This is a genomic window from Myxococcus sp. CA051A (genome assembly GCF_013336705.1).
Lineage (GTDB): Bacteria > Myxococcota > Myxococcia > Myxococcales > Myxococcaceae > Myxococcus > Myxococcus llanfairpwllgwyngyllgogerychwyrndrobwllllantysiliogogogochensis.
On record NZ_JABUMS010000001.1, the window covers coordinates 191,709 to 208,844 of the forward strand.

Sequence of the window (17,136 nt, forward strand, 5' to 3'; positions counted from 1 at the left end):
TGCGAGCGCGCGAACGTGTGGGCGCCGCGAGTCCGTCCCTCGCGGCGTTTCAATCCGCCGTCATCCCGTCCTTCTGGCCCTGAGCTTTCGAGGCCCCTCATGGCAACCTCCGCCGCGCGCCCCAGCTCCCTCCGTCCTTCTCCGCACTCCCTCCTCGTCTTCGTCACGGCGCTGGCGGTGTATGCGGGGACGCTGCGCAACGGGCTCGTCTATGACGACATCCCGCTCGTGGTGCAGAACCCGTGGTTGCGCTCGCTGGACACGCTGGCCGAGGCTTTCCAGCGCCCGCTGTTCGCGTTCGACGACGAGCCCACCTCCCAGGTGGATCGCAGCCCCGCGGAGAGCTACTTCCGGCCGCTCGCCCACGTGCTGTTCTTCGCGCAACGCGCGCTCTTCGGCACCACGGCCTGGCCGCACCACCTGGTGCTGATGCTCCTGCATGGCCTGGCGTCGCTCCTGGTGGGATGGCTCCTGCGTGAGTGCCTCCGTCGCCCCGGGGAGAACCTCTCCGAGGCAGGAAGCTGGGCCGCGCTCGCCGGCGCGCTGCTCTTCGCCGTGCACCCCGTGCACACGGAGTCGGTGGCCTGGGTGAGTGGGTGCATGGACGTGGCGGCCACCCTGATGGTCCTGCTCTCGGTGCGCCTCATGGTGGGGAGCTCCGGCTCATGGCGATGGGGCGTGGGAGCGGGCCTGTTGTGGTTCGCGGGCCTGCTGTTCAAGGAAGTGGCGGTGGTGTTCCCCGTGGTGCTGTGGGCCACGGACCGTGCGGTGGGCACGCGTCCCGCCCGCCCGGGGCTTCGAGGGTGGGCGCTCCGATATGCCCCCCTGGGGCTGGGGCTGCTGGGGTACGCGGCCCTCCGGCTCAACGCGGTGGGCCTGTCTCTTCCCGTCCCCGTGGGGTCGGGGCGCACGGGGCTGTATCCCCTGCACATGCTGGCCCTGGCGGGGAAGCTGCTGGGCAAGCTGCTCTGGCCCCATCCGCTCGTGCTGACCATTCCCCTGCGTGTTCCGCCCGAGCCGACCCAGGTCGCCCTGGGCTCCGTGTTGCTCGTGGCCCTGCTCGGCCTGCTGTGGTGGAAGCGCCGCGACGCGGGGCCGGCCTTCGCTGGCGGCGTGTGGCTCCTGGCCCCGCTCCTGCCCGTCTTCTTCTTGCAGCTGAGGGGCGTGGAGGCCTACGCGGAGCGGTTCCTCTACCTGCCTTCCGTGGGCTTCTGCCTGTTGGCCGCAACGGGGCTGCGAGGCCTCCTGGAGCGATGGCGCGAGCATGCGCGAGCAGTGAAGCTCCTGGTGGGGGGTGTCGTCGTGGTGTGCTCCGTGCTGACGCTGGTGCGTGTGCCCGCCTGGCATGACGAGGTCTCGCTCTGGGAAGACACGGTGGCGATGACGCCTGGCCAGCCCATCCTCAGAGGCTATCTGGGCGGGGCCTATCTCAAGGCGCGTCGCCCCGAGCAGGCCCTGGCCGAGCTCCAGCTTGCCGCGGTGGAGCTGCCACGCAGCTATCAAATCCAGAGCGACCTGGCGGTGGCCTACGCGCTCCTGGGAAGGATGGACCTCGCCATCGTCCAGTTCGAGCGCATCCTCCAGCTTCGTCCTGGCGAGCCGGTGGTCATCCACAACCTCGGGCTCGCGTTGCGGCGGACGAAGCGGATGGAGGAGGCGGTTGCTCGCTTTCAGGAGGTCTTGCGGCTGGCTCCGCGTCGCGCGGATTCTCACCTGGAGCTCGGGCGTACGCTGCTGCAGATGGGACGCCCGGCGGAGGCCGTGGCTCCACTGGAGGAGGCCTTGCGCCTCCAGCCAGAGTCAGAGCCCGCTCGGCGAGGATTGCAGCAGGCCCGGATGGCCCTGGGCTCCCCGCCCTGATTCAGGTGACAGCGCGAGTGAGGGGCGGCCCATTCGGTCCGGCCCCACCTCGTCAGCGGAAGTCGCGCCGCTCGAAGATGAAGATGGCGGCGGCGGTGAAGAGCGCAGCCCAGCCCAGGCCGTAGCCCACGCCCGAGAGGAAGGTCGAGGTGTCGACGGGGAGGCCGTACGTCGCATAGGGGCGGAAGTTCATCCGCTCCAGGTTCGGCAGCAGGTAGTAGAGCGCCTTCGCGAAGGTCTTCACCGAGCCATCATCCAGTCGGTTCGCGATGTCGTAGAGGTCCGACGCCAGGTGGCCGGTGAAGTAGATGCCGGTGGTGGCGATGGCCGACACCGCGGGGCCCGTGAAGCTCGAGAAGAGGATTCCCGCGCTGGTCAGGACCAGCAGTTCGAACCAGAGACCCACCGCCGCGACGATTTGCGTGGAGTGGATGCTCACCTGGAACATCAGCAACTGGCTGGCGAAGATGAGCATCATCGCCCCCATCATCACCGCGAGCGTCAGCATGTTGCCCGCCAGCCGCGCCAGCAGGAACTGGGTGCGCGACACGGGCTTGCTCACGACGAGGAAGATGGTGCGCCGCTCGATTTCGCGGCTCAGCAGCCCACTCGACAGGAAGATGGTGAGGAAGACGAGGATGAGGCTCATCATTCCCAGGCCAAAGTCGGTGAGCACCCGGTCGAACGTGGCGACCGTCACCTCCGTAATCAACGTCGACGACAGCAGCACCACCGCCGCGAAGGCGCCGACCACCACCGTGACGCGGTTGCGGCGTGCCTCCCGGAACCCGTTCCAGACCATCGCGCCGAACGCGCTCATGTGTTGATCTCCCCGCCGACACTCGTCGTTCGTCCGGAATCCTTGAGGGCGTCCATGAAGAGCTGCTCCAGGGAGAACTGAGCCGCCTGGAGGCTGTTGACGCGTCCGCCGGCCGCCAGCACCTGGCTCAGCATCTTCTGGCTCTGGGCATCGGGCACCTGCACCCGCACACGCCCGTCCAGGGACTGGGTGGACTCCAGGGCCACGCCCAGGCTCTTCACCTGCTCCAGCGGCAGGCCTTCCACCACCATCTCCACGGTGGGCACCTGCGTGGAGAGCAGCTCCCTGACGCTGCCCTCGCGCACGCGACGGCCACCCACGAGCACGGCCAGCCTGTCACAGAGTGCTTCCACGTCCGGGATGATGTGGCTGCAGAACAGGACGGTGGTCCCCCGGTCTCTCTCGGCGAGGATGAGGTCGCGCATCTGCCGTCGTCCGACGGGGTCCAGACCGCTGGTGGGCTCGTCGAGGATGAGCATCTTCGGTCGGGCCACCAGCGCCTGCGCGAGCGCCACGCGCTGCACCATGCCCTTGGAGTAGCGCCGAATCTGGAGCTTCTCCGCGGCCCCCATCTCCACGGAGCCGAGGACCTCCGTCACGCGCACGTCGAGTTCGTGGCCGCTCATGCCGCACAGCTGGCCCGCGAGCGTCACGAACTCACGGCCCGTGAGGTACTCGTAGGGCGCGGGATTCTCTGGCAGGAAGCCCACGAGTCGCCGCGTGGCGGCCTTGTCCACGGGCTGGCCGAACAGCAACGCGTTGCCGCTGCTCGGCCGCACCAGGTTCATCAGAATCTTGATGGTGGTGGACTTGCCGGCGCCGTTGGGACCGAGCAGGCCGTAGATCTGCCCGGCGCCCACCTCGAGGTCCAGGCCCTGGAGGGCGCGAACGGTGCGGTTGAACCAGAAGCCTACCTTGTAGGTCTTCGAGAGTCCCCGGACTTGAATGGGAGGGGCGTCAGGGCTGAGGGGATTCATGGTTCTTCGCGTCCATGGGCTTTGGAACGAGGCGCTCCCCGTCCGACGTCTTCTCGTTGTAGATGATTCCCAGCCGGAACCGCGTCGCCGTGGAATAGGCGCGTCCGTCGTCACCCAGGAAGAGCTTGCCGCCCAGGGGATCGCCAGGAAGCTCGCTCAGGTCTCCTGCTGAGACGAGGGCTTCAAGGGAGCCGGGCAACTGGCCGGTGCGAGCCTTGTGGTGTTCGAGGGCCTCGTCGAGCTGCCGGAGAAGCCGCTCCTGGAGGATTTCATTCACGCGGCGCTCGTAATACGTGCGCGTCTCCTCGTCTTCGGCGCTGTCGCGCAACGTCTGCGCGAGACCCAGGCTGGTTTCGAACTCCCCGGCCTGGGCATACAACCGGGTCGCCAACCCCGAGTACCACTCCGGCGCGCCGGGCTCCCTCGCGAGCGCTTCGATGATGGCGGCCGCCTCTTGATAGCGGCGCTCGAAGAACATGAGGTTGTAGGCGAGCTGGAAGTGGATGCGCTTGTCCTCCGGCGTGTTGGCCATGCCCTTGCGGAGGATGGTCGAGGACTCCTTGACGTTCGCGTACTGCTCACGACCCATGTGGATGGGGATGGTGATTCCCGCGAACGTGTAGACCTTGGCGAACCGGGGGTCGAGGTCCGTCGTGAGGTCCGCGTAGTAGTAGACGTCGCGGTAATCAGACACAGACCTGGCCGAGCCGACCCGGTTGATCGTCAGAATCCAGAAGTAGTCGGTGACCAGGCCGAGCTGCGCCTTGAACAGTGCCTTGAGGAAACCGGGGCGCGGCAGGATGGGACGGTCACCCAGATGCGGAGGGGGGCGGGGCTGGCCAGAGAGGTAGACCACCAGAAGCAGTCCAGCAACCAGCAGCACGGTAGGCAGCTTGCGCATCATTCCCTTGAAGAAGCAGACACGGGACACCCGAGGAGCCCCGGATGTCCCGTTGATACAGCGCGGCGCTTCACCCAACCAGAGGTCCAGCGCCTACATGATTACGGGCAGCTCACGTCGTTGTACGCGTTACCCGGCTCGCCGCCACCGATCGTGCCCGGCGGGTCGATGCCGCACGTGTTGGTGAGCGCGGTGGACACCGTCGCGAGGGAGGTGATGCCCCAGGTGTCGCCGAACGCATCGTTGTCGACGTTACCGGCCGCCGTCGCGTAGAATTCGCAGTTCGGGCAGTTGCCGTCCACGCCGATCTTGCCCATGGGCGCCGCGACCGTGGGGGCCTGATTGAAGCGCGCCGAGTCCTGGCCGATGCAGCCGTTGAGATAGTCGCGCGCGTTCACGGCCTGCGCCGCCGGAGCGCAGCCCGCCTTGATGGCGTAGGTGAAGCGGTTGCCCGGCTCCGGATCAAAGCCAACGACCTTGAAGTCCGAAACGTACTTGTCCTTCTCGCCGAAGTACGCCTTCTGGGCCGTGAAGATGGCCTTCAGGTTCGTCTTGGCCTCGGACTGCTTGGACTTGGCCTGGAAGCGGATGAAGTTCGGGATGGCGATGGCGGCCAGGATGCCGATGATGGCGACCACGATCATCAGCTCGATGAGGGTGAAGCCACCCTTCTTCTTCAGGAGACGGTTCAGCATGTCGGGAGTGCTCCGCAGGTGCAGAGGGGGGTTGAACGACAGCCCGGATTCATAGCACGAACGGTGCCATGGCCAACAGTTGCCCCAACCCGGTGAATTCCCACAGCGGGGTGGGGCGGATCTCGCTCGCTCCTCGCCCGAGCTGCCAAAAATTGTCACCGCGCCTGCCGCAAATCGTCGATCCCCGATGCTGTCCTCCCTGGGCCGCGACGCTAGGATGCCCGACTCCGTGACGGACTCCTCACTCGTGCCAGGCTGGGCCGGGCCCCTCTTCACCGCCTTCCTCCTGGTCCTCGGCCTGTGTATCGGCAGCTTCCTCAATGTCGTCATCGCCCGTGTCCCTGAAGGACTGAGCATCGTCCGGCCGGGTTCGCGCTGCCCCAAGTGCGGGCATGTCCTGTCCTGGTACGAGAACATCCCCGTCCTCTCGTGGCTCGCGCTGAGGGCTCGGTGTCGTTCGTGTCACGCGCCCATCTCCCCGCGCTACGTGCTGGTGGAGCTGCTCACCGGACTGCTCTTCCTCGCGTGTTTGCGGAGGTTCGGGTGGACGTACGAGTTGTTCCCCGCGCTCGTGCTCGTGTCGTTGCTGATACCGCTCACCTTCATCGACCTGGCGCACTGGATCCTTCCGTTTTCGCTGACGGTTCCGGGCATCGCCGCGGGGCTGGTGCTCGCGGTGCCCCGAGGCGCGGACGCGGTGGTGGACGCCACGTTGGGAGCGGTCATCGGCTTCCTCGCCTTCCGCCTGATGGAGTACGTGGGCTGGAAGGTCTTCCGGAAGGAAGCGCTGGGCGGCGGTGACAAGTTCCTCGTCGCGCTCCTGGGGGCGTTTCTTTCCTGGCGAGCCCTGCTGGGCATCCTCTTCTTGTCATCGCTGCAAGGCGCGGTGGTGGGACTGGCCATGCTCGGACTCACCGGGCGCGCGGGGCCGTCGACACCTCCCGATGCCAGGCCCGTGACGCCTCCCGAGGGCGTCGCGCCACCTCCGGATGCCCCGAGCGTCAAGCCATCCGAAGGCGCGGCTTCCCCTTCCGAGGAGAAGCTCGTCTCGCACGCGACCGAGGGCGCCGCCCTGCCTCCCGGTACCGAGAGCGCGGCGCTTCCGCCTGTCGTTCCGACTGACGCGTCGTCTCCTGGCATCGGCGCGACGACGGCCGGGCCCGAGGGCACGAATGAGTCCGAGACCGAATCCACGATGACGTGGGAGTTCACCCGGCCGGGGATTCCGTTGTGGAAGCGCTTGTTGCTGGTGCCCTGGTGCCTGCTCTTCCAGCCGATTCCCGATGCGCCCATGGACGATGAAACGGGCGAGGAAGAGGAGTGGGTGCCCGGGCCCACCAACATTCCCTTCGGGCCGTGGCTCGCGCTGGCGGGCTTGGAGGTGATGCTGCTGGGGCCGTGGCTCGCGCGCGTGCTGCCGATGGACATCGCGATGTTGCTCGGGGGCGCGCCGTGAAGCGCGCGCACGCGCGATGAAGTGGCGCATCGCCAGCGTGGCGTTCCTGCTGAGCTCGCTCTGCACGGGACTCTCCTGGTTGTCGCTGCAGCCCGTCCTCATCCGGTTGTTGGAGCTGGGGCGCCGGCTCGTGTCGCCGGGGACACCGGACGCGGAGGTGCTGACGCAGGTGCGAGGCTTTCTGCCGCTCGCGCTGGGACTGGACCTGGTCGCGCTCACGTTGCTGTCGTACGTGGTGTTGGACCTGACGGTGGGCCGTCCGCTGCGCTCCGCCGAGGCCATGGTGGAACAGCTGGGGCGACTGGAACTGGACCCGCACCTGACACCCACGCAAGGCGGGCCGCTGCTGTCGAGGATGCAGCGCGCGTTGCAGCGGCTGGCGGAGGCGCTGCGTTCGGAGCAGGCCCTCACGCGCTCCCAGGTGGAGTCGCTGCGGGAGGCCAACACCCGTCTGGCGCGAGCCCAGACGGAGCTGGTCTCCGCCGAGCGGCTGGCCACGGTGGGCAGGCTCGCGGCGGGCGTGGCTCACGAGGTGGGAAACCCCCTGGCGGGCATCCTCGGGTACCTGTCGCTGGCGCGGATGAAGGCGCCCACGGAGGAGCTGAAGGACTACCTGGAGCGCATCGACCACGAGGTGCAGCGCATCGACCGCATCGTCCGGAGCCTGCTGGACCTGGGGCGTCCGGAGACGGCGTCCCCAGGACCGGTGGATGTCGGCTCGGTGGTGGAGACGTGTGTGCGGCTGGTCCGCGCCGCGCCCGAGCTCGCGGGTGTGTCGGTGGACCTGGCGCTGGAACCGGGGGTGTTCGCCCGGGCGGAGGCGGGCCCGCTGTCGCAGATCCTCATCAACCTCCTGCTCAACGCCGCGCAGGCCATGGGAGGGCAGGGGAGCGTCAGTGTGGTGACCCTTCGTGAAGAGGGAGAGGCCCGGCTGGTGGTGAGGGACCACGGCCCAGGCATTCCGCCCGAGGTCATGCCCCGGTTGTTCGAGCCCTTCTTCACCACGAAGGGGCGACAGGGCACGGGGCTGGGGCTGGCGGTGTCGCTGCGGCTGACGCAGGTCATGGGCGGGCGGCTGGGGGCGGAGAACCTGCCCGAAGGTGGCGCGCGCTTCACCGTGTCCCTGCCCGCCGTGTGAGCGGACGCTGTCCGGCCAGAAGCTATCTCCTGCCTCGGGACTGGGGGATGATGCCAGAAGGCCCCCATGTCCTTGTTCCGCACCATCCTCGTCGCCGATGACGAGCCCTCCATCCGGCACATCCTCACGTTGGTGCTCACCGACAAGGGCTACGACGTTCGCGCTGTCGCGGACGGGGAGGAGGCGCTGCGGGAGCTGGCCACGCGCGACTACGACGTCCTCGTCTCCGACGTGCGGATGCCTCGCAAGGATGGGCTCACGCTGCTGCGCGAGGCGCAGGCCGCGCACCCGGGGCTCACCGTGGTGGTGATGAGTGCCTACGGCTCGCAGGAGCAGGCCCTGGAGGCGGTGTCCGCCGGCGCGTACGACTACGTCCAGAAGCCCTTCAAGCCCGAGGAAATCGTCTTCGTCCTGCGCAAGGCCGAGGAGCGCGAGCGGTTGCTGCGCGAGAACCGGCGCCTCAAGCAGGGCGGTCTTCCCTCCGTGCCCCAGGGGCACATCCTCGGAGGGAGCGCGTCGCTGCATGCGGTGCTCAAGCAGGTGGCGCGCCTGGCACCGGTGGACACCACCGTGCTCATCAGCGGGGAGAGCGGTACGGGCAAGGAGCTCATCGCCCGGGAGCTGCACGCGCGCAGCCCGCGAGCCCCGCTCCCCTTCGTCGCCGTCAACTGCGGCGCCATTCCGGGAGGGTTGCTCGAGAGCGAGCTGTTCGGTCACGCGAAGGGCGCCTTCACCGATGCGCGCACGGCCAAGCGCGGCCTCTTCTCCGAGGCTGACGGCGGCACGCTCTTCCTGGACGAAGTGGGCGAGCTGCCGCTGCCCGCGCAGGTGAAGCTCCTGCGGGTGCTGCAAGAAGGAGAAATCCGTCCGGTGGGCGAGAACCGGGTGGAGAAGGTGGACGTGCGCGTGGTGGCGGCGACGCTGCGGGACTTGGGCAAGCTGGTGGAGAAGGGGGAGTTCCGCGAGGACCTCTACTACCGCCTCAACGTGGTGAACGTGAGGGTGCCTCCCTTGCGAGAGCGCCGCGAGGACGTGCCCCTGCTGGCGAGCGCCTTCATCCACCGCTTCAACCGCGAGCTCAACCGCGAGTCTCCCGTGGAAGGCCTGTCGCCAGAGGCCGAGGCCCTGATGTCCGCCTACGCCTGGCCGGGCAACGTGCGCGAGCTGGAGAACGCCATGGAACGGGCAGTCCTCCTGGCGGATGGCCCGCACATCCTTCCGGCCAACCTGCCCGAAAGGCTGTGGGCCGCGCCCGCACCCGGGCCGACGGGAACCAACACCGGCGGGATGCCACAGGTCGGTAGCGACCTGTCGCTCAAGCGGGCCATCCGGGAGCTGGAGGAGTCCTACATCCGGGCGGCCCTGAGACGGACGAAGGGGAACCGGACCCGGGCGGCGGAGGTCCTGGACATCAGTCACAGGGCGTTGCTGTACAAGATCAAGGAGTACGGCATCGACCCGGACGCGGAGGCCGAACGGAGCTGAAGGGGGAGATTCCGTCGGGCCGTATTTGACGGAATGCGGCCGGAGCCGGAAAATCGGGCCTCCGCGACCGTGGTGGGGGGCCCGGCGCAGTTTGGACGCAGGGGTCCCGGCCGAACGGAGAGCAGGCGGGCTCCGGGCACTTTTTAGGAGGGGTTGACGGCCAGTGCTACGCTGGCTGCCTCTCGACGGAGTCAAGCATGGCGAAGGGCAAACTGGCACTCGGTCTGGACATCGGATCGACCTCCATCAAGATGATCCTGCTCAAGGAGCAGCGCAAGCGGGGTGAGGTCGGCTTCGCGTTGCAGAGCTTCGGCATGAAGCCGCTGCCGCCCGAGGCCATCGTGGATGGCGCGCTGATGAACTCCACCGCCATCGTCCAGGCGGTGCAGGAGCTGATGTCCGAGCTGAAGGTGAAGGGCAAGGACGTCGCCATCGGCGTGTCCGGCCACTCGGTCATCATCAAGAAGATTCAGATGCCGCGCATGTCCCAGGAGGAGCTCGAGGAGAGCATCCAGTGGGAGGCCGAGCAGTACATCCCGTTCGATGTGAAGGACGTGAACATCGACACGCAGATCCTCGACGGGGGCGGCAACGACGCCACCGGGCAGATGGACGTGCTGCTGGTGGCCGCCAAGAAGGACATGATCAACGACTACACCACGGTGGTCTCCGAGGCGGGCTTGGCCCCGGTGGTCGTGGATGTGGACGCCTTCGCCGTGCAGAACATGTTCTCCGTCAACTACGACCTGCCGGAGAAGGAGACCGTGGTCCTCATCAACGCGGGCGCCTCGGTGGTGAACATCAACATCATCGCCAACGGCGTGACGGTCTTCACCCGCGACGTCACCATCGGTGGCAACCAGTTCACCGAGGAGATCCAGAAGCAGCTCAACGTCTCCTACGAGGAGGCGGAAGCGCTGAAGATCGGCGGCAACCGCGCGGACGCGGATGCCGTGGTGCCTCAGGAGGTCGAGCGCGTGCTCTCCAGTGTCGCCGAGCAGGTGGCCGGTGAAATCCAGCGCTCGCTGGACTTCTACGCGGGCACCGCGGCGGACTCGAACTTCACCAAGGTCTACCTGTCCGGCGGCACGGCGAAGATTCCGGCCCTGTTCAAGACCATTGAAGCGCGCACCGGGGTGCCGGTGGAGATCCTCAACCCGTTCCGCAAGATTGAAGTGGACAACCGCAAGTTCGACCCCGCGTTCATCATGGACGTGGCGCCCATGGCCGCGGTGGCAGTGGGACTGGCGCTCCGGCGTCCTGGCGACAAGCTGGCCTAGACCGTCCACTTCCTGGAGACGACGCACATGATGATTCGCATCAACCTGCTTCCCGTCCGGAAGGTTCAGACCCAGCAGAAGGGCCGGCAGATCCTGGTCCTCTTCGCGCTGGCGCTCATTGGCGCCGCCGTGGGCAACTACCTCTGGTTCGACGACCGCGACAGTGAGTTCCAGCGCAACGCCCTGGCCATCACACAGACGCGCGCGAAGATCGCCGAGCTGGAGAAGGTCATCGGCGAGGTGAAGAACATCAACGCCCGCAAGACCGAGGTGGAGAAGAAGCTGGCCGTGCTGGACTCGCTGCGCAAGGGCCGCAACGGTCCGGTCCGGATGATGGACGCGCTGGCCTCCGCCACGCCGAAGAAGGTCTGGGTGAAGGCCTTCGTCGAGACCAGCAGCGCGGTCGCCATCGATGGCTCGGCCGTCAGCCACGATGAGGTCGCCGAGTTCATGCGCGGCCTCAACGGCGTGGTGTGGACGCCCAAGGGCATGGGGCGCCTGGTGGATCAGCGCCGGGACACGAAGACATCTCGCGTGGAGCTCCTGACGGCGGAAGCCACCATCGAGGAGTTCCCCGCCGGGCAAATCACCCCGTTCTTCACCAACATCGACCTGACCAGCGCCGTGCAGACGAAGGGGGCCACCGGGCCCACGGGTGTGCCCTCCCTGGTTGACTTCAAGATCACCCTCACCGCGAACTACGCCATCTGACCGAGGCCACCGCCATGGACAAGTACCTGGACCAATTCGTCAAGGCGTCCCCGGCCGCCAAGTTCGGTGGCCTGGCAGCGGTCATCATCTTGATGACCGTCGCCAACTTCTTCCTGCTCATCGACCCCACCGAGACCCGCATCAAGTACCAGCTGTCCGAGCGGCGCACGCTGGACCTGGAGCTGGCGGAGAAGAGTGAAATCGCCCAGAACCTCAACGAGCGCCGGCGTGAGATGGACGTGCTGGAGCAGAAGCTCGCCGAGGCCCTCACGGAGCTGCCGGAGAAGAAGGATGTCGAGGAGCTGCTCGCGCAGATCAACGACATCGGCAAGAAGAGCGGCCTGGAAATCTCACTGGTGCAGCCCGACCGCGAATACGTGGGCGGCGGCGAGTTCTTCGCCCGCATCCCCATCCGGATGACGGTGAGCGGCAACTACCATGAGATCGGCATGTTCCTGCAGGAGATGGCGAACATGCGCCGCATCGTGAACGTCAACAACATCAACCTCGGCCAGCCGACCCTCAAGAACGAGAAGGTCGTGCTGCAGAGCACCTTCCTGGCGACGACTTTCCGGTTCGTCGAGACCAAGAACTAGAAACTTGATCCGTCCGGAAAGTAGGGCGACAAGGGGATTGAGGATGAAGATGTTCAAGGCCACCATGACGACTGCCGCGCTCGCGCTGACGCTCGCTGCCTGCGAGGAGGCACCTCCGCCCCCTCCGCCGGTGGCGGCGCCACCTCCCGCGGCGCAGGCCGCGGCGCCCGTGGAGACGGCACCGACCGCGGTCGAGGCCGCGGCCGTGGCGCCATACGTCTACAGTTACAACCCGGTGGGCAAGCGGGATCCGTTCCGCAGCCCGTTGGAAGAGCTGGGCCCGGTGGCCCAGGCCAATCCCGTCACGACGTGCATGGAGCCTTTGTGCGCGTTCGACCTGGACCAGCTCAAGCTGGTCGCGGTCGTCACGGGTGACGCCAATCCACTGGCGATGGTCGAAGACCCGCTGGGTCGAGGTCACATCGTGCGCCGCAACACCCGGGTTGGACGCCAGGGTGGCAAGGTCACGCAAATCCTTCGCGATTCGTTGACGGTGACCGAGGTGTTTTCGGGCAACGGAGAGATCATCAAGAATCCGGTGACTCTGCAGCTCAAGCCCGATGACCAGCAGGACCCTAGTTACAATCTGATGACGGGCAAAAACTACGGGGAGTAGCGCCCCCTGTGGCGCGCCCGCGGGCGGCAGCCCGCTTCCAACTTGGTGAGGGGACGCATGCTCGAGAGGAGCGCTGTGACGAGGGGCAAGTGGATGTTGGCGACCGCTTTTGCGGTCGTCCTTGCGGGCGCCAGCAGCAGTGGCGCCGAACTGAATACGCTTCGGGACCTGGATGTGTCCCGTACCGGCTCGGGCGCCCAGGTGGTGGTGACCGGAACCCGGCCCCCCACCTTCACCGTGTTCCGGCTGAGTGGTCCGGAGCGGTTGGTGGTGGACCTCTCGTCGGCTGACGCGACGGGTATCAAGGGCCACCACGACGGCTCCGGCCCCGTGGCCGGGGTCGTGGCGTCGCAGTTCTCGGACGAGCGCGCGAGCGTCGGCCGGGTGCTGCTGGCGCTGGACAAGGCGTCGCAGTACGACGTCCGGGCGGATGGCAACCGCGTGGTGATTTCGGTGGATGGCGCGACGCCCGCCGCCGAGGTCAAGCGTCCGGAGCCCGTCGCCGCTCCTGTCGCCACGGCTCCCGCTGCCCCGACGCCCGCACCGGTCGCCGAGGTCAAGCCCGCCGCGCCCACCGCCGTCATGGTGGCTGAAGCGCCGGCGAAGCCCGCCGCTGAAAAGCCCGCGCTGCCAGAGAACGTGGTCGCCGCCGAGGCGGATGAGCGTGAGGTGGCTCAGCCAGCTCAACGCATCACGCAGCTGGCCTATTCCGACGACACGCTTCGCATCCGCGCGGATGGCGACATCGCGCGCTATGAGGTGCTGGAGCTGGCGGACCCGCCGCGGCTCGCGGTGGACCTGTACGGGGTGGGGCTCTCCGCCCGCGCCCCTCGCGTGAATGGCGCGACCCTCCGGGACGTGCGTGTCGGCGCCCACTCGGACAAGGTCCGGCTGGTGCTCGACGTGCGCGGCAAGATGCCCGCCTACCGGGTGGACCGGGCCGAAAAGGGCCTGGAAGTGGTGCTGGGTGGAGCGGTGGCCCGCAAGGCCGCGCCCGAGCCCTCGCCGCAAGAGGTCATCGCGTCGGTGGCTGAAGTGGAGCCGCTGCGCCCCGCGCCCCAGCCGGTGGAGGCGCCTGTCACGGTCTCCCTGGTGGAGGTGAAGGACCTGTCCTTCCAGGAGGGTGGGGCGGGTGGTCGCGTGGTGCTGAAGCTGTCCGGAACGGCCGCCTGGAAGGTGGACCGTCCCGACCCGCGCAGCGCCGTGCTGACGCTGGACAACGCCCGGCTGCCGAAGAAGCTGGAGCGCAGCCTGGACACCAGCGCGCTGGAGACGCCGGTGAAGATGATCAGCGCCTTCAGTGTCCCCGGTGAGGGCCGCAAGGTGCGCGTGGTCGTCGCCGCCGACGGCGCCATCGAGGAGAAGGTCACCCAGAACGGCGGGACGCTCTCCTGGCGCCTGGACGTGAAGGGCGTGAAGACGGACGAGGTGTCCGTGGCGCAGCGCACCGCCGGCTTCACCGCCGAGGCGCCCGCCTACGCCGCCGAGGGCGCGCCGCAGCAGGCCCGCTACCGTGGCAAGCGCGTCTCCTTCGAGTTCAAGGACATCGACATCCAGAACCTCCTGCGGGTCATCGCGGAGATCTCCAAGAAGAACGTGGTCGTCGCGGACGACGTGTCCGGCCGCGTCACCATCCGCCTGCGCAACGTTCCCTGGGACCAGGCGCTGGACCTCATCCTGCGCACCAAGCAGCTGGGCAAGGAGGAGTTCGGCAACATCATCCGCATCGCTCCCCTGAAGACGTTGGAGGAGGAGGCCCGGCTGCGTCAGGAGCGCAAGAAGTCGCTCCAGCAGCAGGAGGACCTGCTGGTCAACCTCATCCCCGTCAATTACGCGGTGGCGTCTGAGATGGCCGCGCGGGTGAAGGACGTACTGAGCGAGCGCGGCAACGTCACGGTGGACACGCGCACCAACGTGCTCATCGTGAAGGACGTGCGCTCCAACACGGAGAAGGCCCGCGCGCTGGTGCGCAGCCTGGACACTCAGACTCCGCAGGTGCTCATCGAGAGCCGCATCGTGGAGGCGAGCACCGCCTTCAGCCGTCAGCTCGGCGTGCAGTGGGGCGGCCAGGCGCGCGCCTCCCAGGGCACGGGCAACCCCACGGGCCTCATCTTCCCGAACAACGTCGCCGTCACGGGCGGCTCCGTGGGCACCGCCGCGGGTCTTCCCGCCGCGCCGAACTTCGCGGTGAACCTGCCGGCGACGGTGGGTGAGGGTGCCGGTGGCGCGCTCGGCTTCGTCTTCGGCTCGGCCGGCGGCGCGCTGCAGCTCAACCTGCGGCTGTCCGCGGCGGAGAACGAGGGCACGGTGAAGACCATCTCCGCGCCCCGCGTGACGACGCTGGACAACAACACCGCGCGCATCAGTCAGGGTGTGTCCATCCCGTTCAGCCAGACGTCGGCCGGTGGTGTGAACACGACCTTCGTGGAAGCCCGCCTGTCGCTGGAGGTGACGCCGCACATCACCCAGGACGGCAGCATCCTGATGTCCATCAACGCCTCCAACAACCAGCCGGACCAGTCCAACACGGGAGCGAACGGGCAGCCGTCCATCCAGCGCAAGGAAGCCAACACCCAGGTGCTGGTGAAGGATGGGGACACCACGGTCATCGGCGGCATCTACGTCCGCCGTGGCGCGACCACGACCAACGCGGTGCCCTTCCTCTCGAAGATTCCGGTGCTGGGCCTCCTGTTCAAGAACTACTCGGAGCGGGATGAGCGCCAGGAACTGCTCATCTTCATCACGCCCCGCATCCTCAACCGGCAGACCATCGCGCAGAGCCTGTAAGGCATCGCGCCTCTTCATGCAGGAGAGCGTTCGCTCATGAAGCCCATCTATCTCGCCGCGCTGCTGGCGTTCGGCACGGTGTCTTGTGTCGACAACCTCCCGAAGCTCCAGATTCTCCAATCCGCTCCACCCGAAGAGGACTGCAATGTTCCGGATGACGTGGCGTTGCTGAGCGGCTCGTTGAACCTCGCGCTGGCTGGTGACTACCTCGCCGGGCTCACTGTCACCTCCAACCTGTCCGACACACCTATCGTCGTCGGGGAGGGGCCGGTCTCCGATATCGACTCCACCGCCGTCTATCTCACCGAACTCGAGCTCAGCTATCAGACGGAGCCCGAGCTCAACATCCCCAGTGCGACGGTTCCCATCTACGGGACCTTCCGTGGCAATCAGGATGGTTCCATGGTGCTCGGCCTGTTGACGCGCGACGCGCAAAGCGCACTGCGGTCCGCGGTCGGGGGAGGAGGCTCCGTTGTCGACGTGCTCGTGACTCTGCGGGTCCGAGGACACACGGTCGCTGGCGGCGACGTGGAGACGAACGAGATTTCCTACCCGCTGGTCGTGGGCTTTGCCCCCTACGTGTGCCCCAAGCCTGGCGATGTCCACGGCCCCAGCGTGGGGCCGTGTGACCCGCGCGGGCAGAATGGCGTTGTCCCCGAGTGCGTGTCGCCCTGAGCGGCGCCGCTGCCCAAGAACCCTGAGAGCCCATGTCCTTTCGCACGCACCTCGAGTCAGTGGTCAACCAGGTGGATGGAGCCCTCGCCTGCAGCGTGATGGGCTTCGACGGCATCTCCGTGGACACCTTCCAGCGCGAGGAGGCAAGCGAGCTGGACTTGAGTGGTGCCTGGGTGGAGTACGCCAACCTCCTCACGCAGCTGCGCAACGCAGCGGAGACGCTCAAGACGGGGACGGTCAGTGAGGTCAGCGTCAACAGCGACAAGGTGCTGACGCTGATGCGGTTGGTGTCACCGGAGTACTTCCTGGTGCTGGCGCTGCGCGCGGACGGCAACTACGGCAAGGGGCGCTATGTGCTGCGCGTGACGGCCCCCAAGGTGAGCGCGGAGCTGTAGCCGCGCTCGCTGTAAACCAGTCATCCAGACGACGCGCCGCTCCACTGGTTTCCCCTTCCCATGGAAGGGGGCATGGGCTAGACACCCCCGACTTTTCAAGCTTCCGCTATTTCGAGTCTGAAGGAGTCGGTCCCCATGGCCGGATTCATTGATACGTCCGAGTTTCACAACAACATGAAGATCGAAATCGACGGTGAGCCGTTCGTCATCGTCGAGTTCCAGCACGTGAAGCCCGGCAAGGGTTCCGCCTTCGTTCGCACCAAGATTCGCAGCCTCCTCTCGGGCCGCGTCCTCCAGCCCACGCTGAAGTCCGGCGAGAAGGTGGGCAAGCCGGACATCGAAGAGAAGGACATGCAGTACCTGTATGTGCAGGGTGAAGACTACTACTTCATGGACAAGCGCGACTTCGAGCAGACCTTCATCAGCAAGGAATCGCTCGGCGATGCGAAGAAGTTCCTGAAGGAGAACATCGACGCCACCATCCTGTTCTGGAACGGGAAGGCGATTGCCGTCACGCTGCCCAACTCGGTGGACCTCAAGGTCGTCAAGTGCGACCCGGGCGTGCGCGGTGACACCGTGTCCGGTGCGCTGAAGCCCGCAGAGCTGGAGACCGGCTTCGTCGTCAACGTCCCCCTGTTCATCAACGAGGGTGACGTCCTGAAGATCGACACGCGCGACGGTGGCAAGTACCTGACCCGCGTCGCCACCGCGGGCTAGCTCAGGCTCCGCTCGGAGGGACGCGAG

The 17,136-nt window shown here is 67.1% G+C and carries 16 protein-coding genes; 12 read left to right on the plus strand and 4 right to left on the minus strand.

All coding sequences use genetic code 11. From position 1 onward, the window contains the following. Positions 1-99 precede the first annotated feature (99 nt). Positions 100-1,860: a tetratricopeptide repeat protein gene (locus HUA74_RS00685; protein ID WP_174453017.1), complete on the plus strand. Its 1,761-nt coding sequence runs from the start codon at positions 100-102 to the stop codon at positions 1,858-1,860. A gap of 52 nt (positions 1,861-1,912) precedes the next feature. Here the strand turns inward: HUA74_RS00685 and HUA74_RS00690 are convergent, their stop codons facing one another. The 4 genes from HUA74_RS00690 to HUA74_RS00705 all read right to left on the minus strand — a co-directional run bounded on the left by HUA74_RS00690 (position 1,913) and on the right by HUA74_RS00705 (position 5,238). Beyond that, positions 1,913-2,680 carry an ABC transporter permease gene (locus tag HUA74_RS00690; protein ID WP_174453018.1) on the minus strand — a complete coding sequence of 256 codons (768 nt, stop codon included), beginning with the start codon at positions 2,678-2,680 and terminating at the stop codon, positions 1,913-1,915. Beyond that, positions 2,677-3,657, minus strand: a complete 981-nt coding sequence (locus HUA74_RS00695; RefSeq protein ID WP_174453019.1) for an ABC transporter ATP-binding protein — start codon at positions 3,655-3,657, stop codon at positions 2,677-2,679. The genes HUA74_RS00690 and HUA74_RS00695 overlap by 4 nt, the downstream gene beginning before the upstream one ends. Then, complete coding sequence (locus HUA74_RS00700; RefSeq protein ID WP_371817177.1) at positions 3,638-4,588, minus strand: pilus assembly protein PilG; 951 nt, start codon at positions 4,586-4,588, stop codon at positions 3,638-3,640. Before HUA74_RS00700 ends, HUA74_RS00695 begins: the two co-directional genes overlap by 20 nt. Before the next feature lie 71 nt (positions 4,589-4,659). After that, positions 4,660-5,238: a prepilin-type N-terminal cleavage/methylation domain-containing protein gene (locus tag HUA74_RS00705; protein ID WP_254624900.1), complete on the minus strand. Its 579-nt coding sequence runs from the start codon at positions 5,236-5,238 to the stop codon at positions 4,660-4,662. A gap of 244 nt (positions 5,239-5,482) precedes the next feature. On the opposite strand from HUA74_RS00705, the gene HUA74_RS45315 reads away from it, so the two are divergent. From HUA74_RS45315 to efp, 11 genes are all read left to right on the plus strand, one after another. Next, complete coding sequence (locus tag HUA74_RS45315) at positions 5,483-6,709, plus strand: prepilin peptidase (RefSeq protein WP_371817178.1); 1,227 nt, start codon at positions 5,483-5,485, stop codon at positions 6,707-6,709. A 16-nt stretch (positions 6,710-6,725) separates the two neighbouring features. Next, complete coding sequence (locus HUA74_RS00720; protein WP_141642890.1) at positions 6,726-7,847, plus strand: sensor histidine kinase; 1,122 nt, start codon at positions 6,726-6,728, stop codon at positions 7,845-7,847. Between the two features lie 66 nt (positions 7,848-7,913). After that, positions 7,914-9,332 (plus strand): sigma-54 dependent transcriptional regulator, encoded by a 1,419-nt coding sequence (locus tag HUA74_RS00725; RefSeq protein ID WP_141642889.1) that lies wholly within the window; start codon positions 7,914-7,916, stop codon positions 9,330-9,332. Between the two features lie 197 nt (positions 9,333-9,529). Beyond that, complete coding sequence (pilM, locus tag HUA74_RS00730) at positions 9,530-10,612, plus strand: type IV pilus assembly protein PilM (protein WP_141642888.1); 1,083 nt, start codon at positions 9,530-9,532, stop codon at positions 10,610-10,612. Positions 10,613-10,639: 27 nt separating this feature from the next. Further along, positions 10,640-11,323 (plus strand): PilN domain-containing protein, encoded by a 684-nt coding sequence (locus tag HUA74_RS00735; protein ID WP_174453021.1) that lies wholly within the window; start codon positions 10,640-10,642, stop codon positions 11,321-11,323. 14 nt (positions 11,324-11,337) lie between these two features. Further along, complete coding sequence (locus HUA74_RS00740) at positions 11,338-11,919, plus strand: type 4a pilus biogenesis protein PilO (RefSeq protein ID WP_174453022.1); 582 nt, start codon at positions 11,338-11,340, stop codon at positions 11,917-11,919. 43 nt (positions 11,920-11,962) lie between these two features. Then, positions 11,963-12,535 carry a pilus assembly protein PilP gene (locus tag HUA74_RS00745; protein ID WP_174453023.1) on the plus strand — a complete coding sequence of 191 codons (573 nt, stop codon included), beginning with the start codon at positions 11,963-11,965 and terminating at the stop codon, positions 12,533-12,535. 57 nt (positions 12,536-12,592) lie between these two features. Then, on the plus strand, positions 12,593-15,322 hold the full coding sequence (pilQ, locus tag HUA74_RS00750; protein ID WP_174453024.1) for a type IV pilus secretin PilQ: 2,730 nt from the start codon (positions 12,593-12,595) through the stop codon (positions 15,320-15,322). Positions 15,323-15,358: 36 nt separating this feature from the next. After that, the gene (locus HUA74_RS00755; RefSeq protein ID WP_174453025.1) at positions 15,359-15,997 is read left to right on the plus strand and encodes a hypothetical protein; all 639 of its coding nucleotides are present in this window, start codon (positions 15,359-15,361) and stop codon (positions 15,995-15,997) included. Positions 15,998-16,029: 32 nt separating this feature from the next. Continuing rightward, positions 16,030-16,392, plus strand: coding sequence for a hypothetical protein (locus HUA74_RS00760; RefSeq protein WP_141642882.1), 363 nt, complete (start codon positions 16,030-16,032; stop codon positions 16,390-16,392). Positions 16,393-16,527: 135 nt separating this feature from the next. Next, on the plus strand, positions 16,528-17,109 hold the full coding sequence (gene efp, locus HUA74_RS00765; protein WP_174453026.1) for an elongation factor P: 582 nt from the start codon (positions 16,528-16,530) through the stop codon (positions 17,107-17,109). The last annotated feature ends 27 nt before the right edge of the window (positions 17,110-17,136 follow it).